This is a genomic window from Streptomyces phaeochromogenes, assembly GCF_001418655.1.
Lineage (GTDB): Bacteria > Actinomycetota > Actinomycetes > Streptomycetales > Streptomycetaceae > Streptomyces > Streptomyces phaeochromogenes.
Genome location: NZ_LIQZ01000299.1, coordinates 1 through 4,000 on the forward strand (window position 1 = coordinate 1; position 4,000 = coordinate 4,000).

Genomic DNA, 4,000 nt, shown 5'->3' on the forward strand with positions numbered 1-4,000 from the left:
GCCCGGGCTGCGAAATCTCAGCCCCTCCGGCGTTTGAGGAGCGGGGGTTCGGGGGCGGAGCCCCTGAAAAGGGACGGGAATGGGTAGGGGCGGCGGGGGCGAGGAGAATCCGACGCCCCGCCCACCGGCGGAGCTACTCCGCCAGGATCGCCTCCGCGTCGAGGGTGACGCCCACCGCCTGGACGACTGAAGCGATCTTGAACGCTTCCTGGACGGTCTCGCGGTCGACACCCGCCTTGCGGAGCACCTGCTCGTGGGAGTCGAGACACCGCCCACACGCGTTGATCGCGGAGACGGCAAGGGACCACAGCTCGAAGTCGACCTTCTCCACACCGGGGTTGCCGATCACGTTCATCCGCAGACCGGCCCGCAGGTTCCCGTACTCCGGATCGGAGAGCAGATGCCGCGTGCGGTGGAAGACGTTGTTCACCGCCATGACCGCCGCGGCGGTCTTCGCCGCCGTGTACGCCTCGGGAGAGAGCCTCGCGTTGGCCTCCTCCTCCAGCTCACGCAGCACCCGAGGAGACCGCGAGGCGATGGCGCAGGCGAGCACCGTGCCCCACAACTGCTGCTGCGGAAGCACGGAGTCGCCGATCACCGAACCGAGGTTCAGCCGAAGGTCCTTGGCGTAGTCCGGAATCGCGGACTTCAGCGCGTCGAGCGACATCGGTCACTGGCTCCTCTTGGGCAAAGAGAAAGGTCGCTTTGTGACCTTTGGCTCTCGTCTGGACGTCGCCAAGCCTGCCATGGAGCAACTGATCAGTTGTGAGTTGGCCCTGGCGAGTTGCCCCGCCAGGGTGGGTCTACTCCGTACGCAGCCCGTCCGGCCGCATCAACCGCAGCAGCGGCGGCACGCTGAGCGCCGTCACCACGAGGACGACCAACGAGCCGATGCCCGTCATGGCCAGGACGCTCAGCCAGTCGACGGTCACCTTGGTGTCCGTCATCTTCAGCAGGACCGCGCCCAGGGTGAGGCCCACCACCGAGGCGAGGAGCAGACCGAGGGCGACCGGGATCGCGGTCTGCCACAGCACCGACAGGCTCAGGGTGCGGCGCCGGGTGCCGAAGGCGACGAGGACCGAGAGGAGCTTCTTGCGCTCGCGCAGCTGCTCCAACTGTGAGACGAGCAGGCTCGCCCCGATGAGCGCGAGAACACAGGCCGCGCCGACGAACAGTCCGGTGCGGATGGAGTCGAAGGTCTGGCCACGCTCGCTCGACGTGTACGACCAGGGGCTCGCGAGCGGGTCCACCTTCGCCGCGGTGTTGCGTACGAGTTCACGCACGTCCGGGACCGCCATGTCGAGCTGGAGGTAGATCTCCCCGTCGAGGGTCGAGGCCGCCGCGGTGGGCAGAGCACTCGGGGTGAACAGGAAACCGCCCCGCTCCCAGCCCTTCGGGTCATTGCCCGGGGCGGCCTTGATGATGCCCCGCGGCACCGTCCAGGCGACCTCCTTGCCCTTCTCTTCCCCGCTGTAGGAGGGGTCGATGTAGAGCTTCCCGCCGGGTGCGGCGAGCTTCGGGGTGTCCGTGTCGTAATCGGCGCCGTGCACCGCGAAGACGTCACCCTCGCGGCACGAGGGCAGCTTCGCCACCTCGCGCAGGGAGGCGCAGTCGCCGACGGTCAGCTGCGTGGTCGTCTCGGGGTCCTTCCTGCCCGCGCCCAGCCAGCCGTCGGAGAGTGCCATGGCGTCGCGCACACCGCGGGTATCGACGAGGGCCTGCCGGGCCTCGGCGAGTGGGGCGGTCCTCGGTACGGACATCTGCATCTGGGCGCGCGAGAGGTCGTTGCCGGTGGACTCCGTGTAGCTGCCCTGGACTCCGGCGAACAGCATCTGCAGGGCGATCGCGCCGGCCACCGCCACCGCGATGCCGTTCACCATGCGGGCCGCCGTACCGCTGCTCAACTGGAGCCTGCGGACCGCCAGTTGCCAGGAGACCGAGCCCGAGTTCAGCCGGGCCACGACGGCCTCCACCACCCACGGCAGCAGCGCGGTGATGCCGACGAGGAGCAGGATGACGCCACCGGCCACCATGTACTCGTTGAAGTTCCCGTTCTCGGTGCCCTTCCCGATCATCGGGACGAGCAGCCCGATGCCGCCCAGCGGCAGCAGCAGCCGCCACCACAGGCGGCGTCGTGCGGGCCTGGCCGTGCGCACCACGCCGAGCGGCTCGATGACCACACCGCGCAGGGCGAGCAGCGTCACCGCGACCGCGGCCGCCGGGACCGCGACGGCGATCAGGACGGCGAGTACGGGTGTCGGGTTGAGGTAGCTCGGGAAGACGCTGAAGCCGAAGATCTCGACGGAGCCCGCGATCTGGCGTCCGATCATGAAGAAACCGGTGCCGAAGAGCAGTCCGAGCACCGCCCCGGAGAGCGCCTCGCCCGCGGCGATCCTGCGGGTCATCCGACTGTCCGCGCCGACCAGCCGCAGTGCCGCGAGCCTGCGGTCGCGCCGCTCGCCGCCGAAGCGTACGGCCGCGGCGATGAAGACGCCGACCGGCATCAGCAGCACCACGAAGACCGTGAGGACGAGCAGCAGCAGGACCGGGTCCATCTCCTCCGCGGGCTCCTCCTCCCCCTGGAAGGTGTTGATGCGCGTGACGTTGGCGCCGCCGTGGTACCGGGCCAGGTTGTCGCCGCCCGAGTAGAAGGCGAGTTCGGCCGAACCGATGAGGCCCGGCTCGCTGATCGTGCCGGTGATCCGCTCCGGCAGCCGCTCACGCAGCAGCTTGGCGTCCTTGGACTCCAGCAGCTCCTTGAGCGCGGGCGACACGACCATCTCGCCCGGCGCGGGGAACTTCTTCAGCCCCGGCGGCAGCGGTGCCCGCAGGCCCTCGGGCTCCAGTTGGCGGCCGCGGATGTCGTGACTGCGGAACTCGGTGTCGACGTTCGCGACGAGCACGGTGTTGTCGGCCCTGGGCGGCTCGGTCTCGCCGAACGTCATGTCCGTGCGCGCGTTCTCGCGGTCGGACCGTGCCTGCATCGCGTTCGGTATCGCGGTGGTGAGCAGCAGCAGCGCCACCCCGAGACCGACGCCCACGCCCGTGAGCAGGACGCGAACCCAGCCCTCACGGCCCCCGGTGAACGCGAACTTGGCGCCCATGGCCAGGTCCTTCGACCACTGGCGTGCACTCATACGACGCGCTCCATGTCCCGGGACTTGCCGTCGCGTACGACGATCTCGCGGTCCGAGTAGGCGGCGACGCGGGCCTCGTGGGTGACGAGGACGACGGCGGCGTTGGCGGAGCGGGCGGCGTCGGTGAGCAGTTCCATCACGCGTTCGCCGTTGAGGGAGTCGAGGGCGCCGGTGGGTTCGTCGGCGAAGAGCACGCGGGGGTCGGTGACCAGCGCGCGGGCGACGGCGACGCGCTGGCCCTGGCCGCCGGAGACCTCGCCGGGCCGCTTGGCCTTGAGGTCGTCGACCTCCAGCTGCTCCATCCGCGCCAGGGCGGTGCGTTCGGCGTCCTTGCGGGAGGCGCCGTTCAGCCGCAGCGGCAGGGCCACGTTCTCCACACAGGTCAGCTCCGGTACGAGCTGGCCGAACTGGAAGACGAAGCCGAACTGGGAGCGGCGCAGCGCGCTGCGCTGGGCGTCGTTCATCGTCGCCATCTCCTGGCCGCCGTACATGATCGAGCCCGAGTCGGGTGTCACGATGCCGGCGAGGCAGTGCAGGAGGGTCGACTTGCCGGAGCCCGAGGGGCCCATCACGGCGACGACCTCGCCGGGGTGGATGTTGAACCCGGCGCCGTCCAGGGCGTTGGTGGGGCCGTATGCCTTGCGCAGGTCGTGGGCCACGAGCAGGGAGCCTGCGGGGGTCATCGAGTCACCGCCTCTGCGAGCTTGCCGAGGCGCGCGGCGGTGAGTTCCAGCCAGCGCAGGTCGGCTTCGAGATGGAAAAGAGCGTGGTCACAGATCAGCTGGTCGGCGAGATCGCCCTTGCGCTTGCGGTCGGTGAGCATCCGCATCATGCGCAGGTGTTCCGCGCGCTGGGTGTCGAGG

The 4,000-nt window shown here is 69.9% G+C and carries 3 protein-coding genes and 1 pseudogene; all 4 read right to left on the reverse strand.

Annotated elements, in window-relative coordinates:
• Positions 1-133: 133 nt before the first annotated feature.
• Positions 134-667, reverse strand: a complete 534-nt coding sequence (locus AOK17_RS33690) for an alkyl hydroperoxide reductase (RefSeq protein WP_055616375.1) — start codon at positions 665-667, stop codon at positions 134-136.
• A gap of 136 nt (positions 668-803) precedes the next feature.
• Positions 804-3,137: an ABC transporter permease gene (locus AOK17_RS33695; RefSeq protein WP_055616376.1), complete on the reverse strand. Its 2,334-nt coding sequence runs from the start codon at positions 3,135-3,137 to the stop codon at positions 804-806.
• Complete coding sequence (locus AOK17_RS33700) at positions 3,134-3,820, reverse strand: ABC transporter ATP-binding protein (protein ID WP_055616377.1); 687 nt, start codon at positions 3,818-3,820, stop codon at positions 3,134-3,136. The genes AOK17_RS33695 and AOK17_RS33700 overlap by 4 nt, the downstream gene beginning before the upstream one ends.
• Positions 3,817-4,000: pseudogene (locus AOK17_RS33705) on the reverse strand (PadR family transcriptional regulator); the annotation flags it as partial. The gene AOK17_RS33700 and the pseudogene AOK17_RS33705, both read right to left, overlap by 4 nt.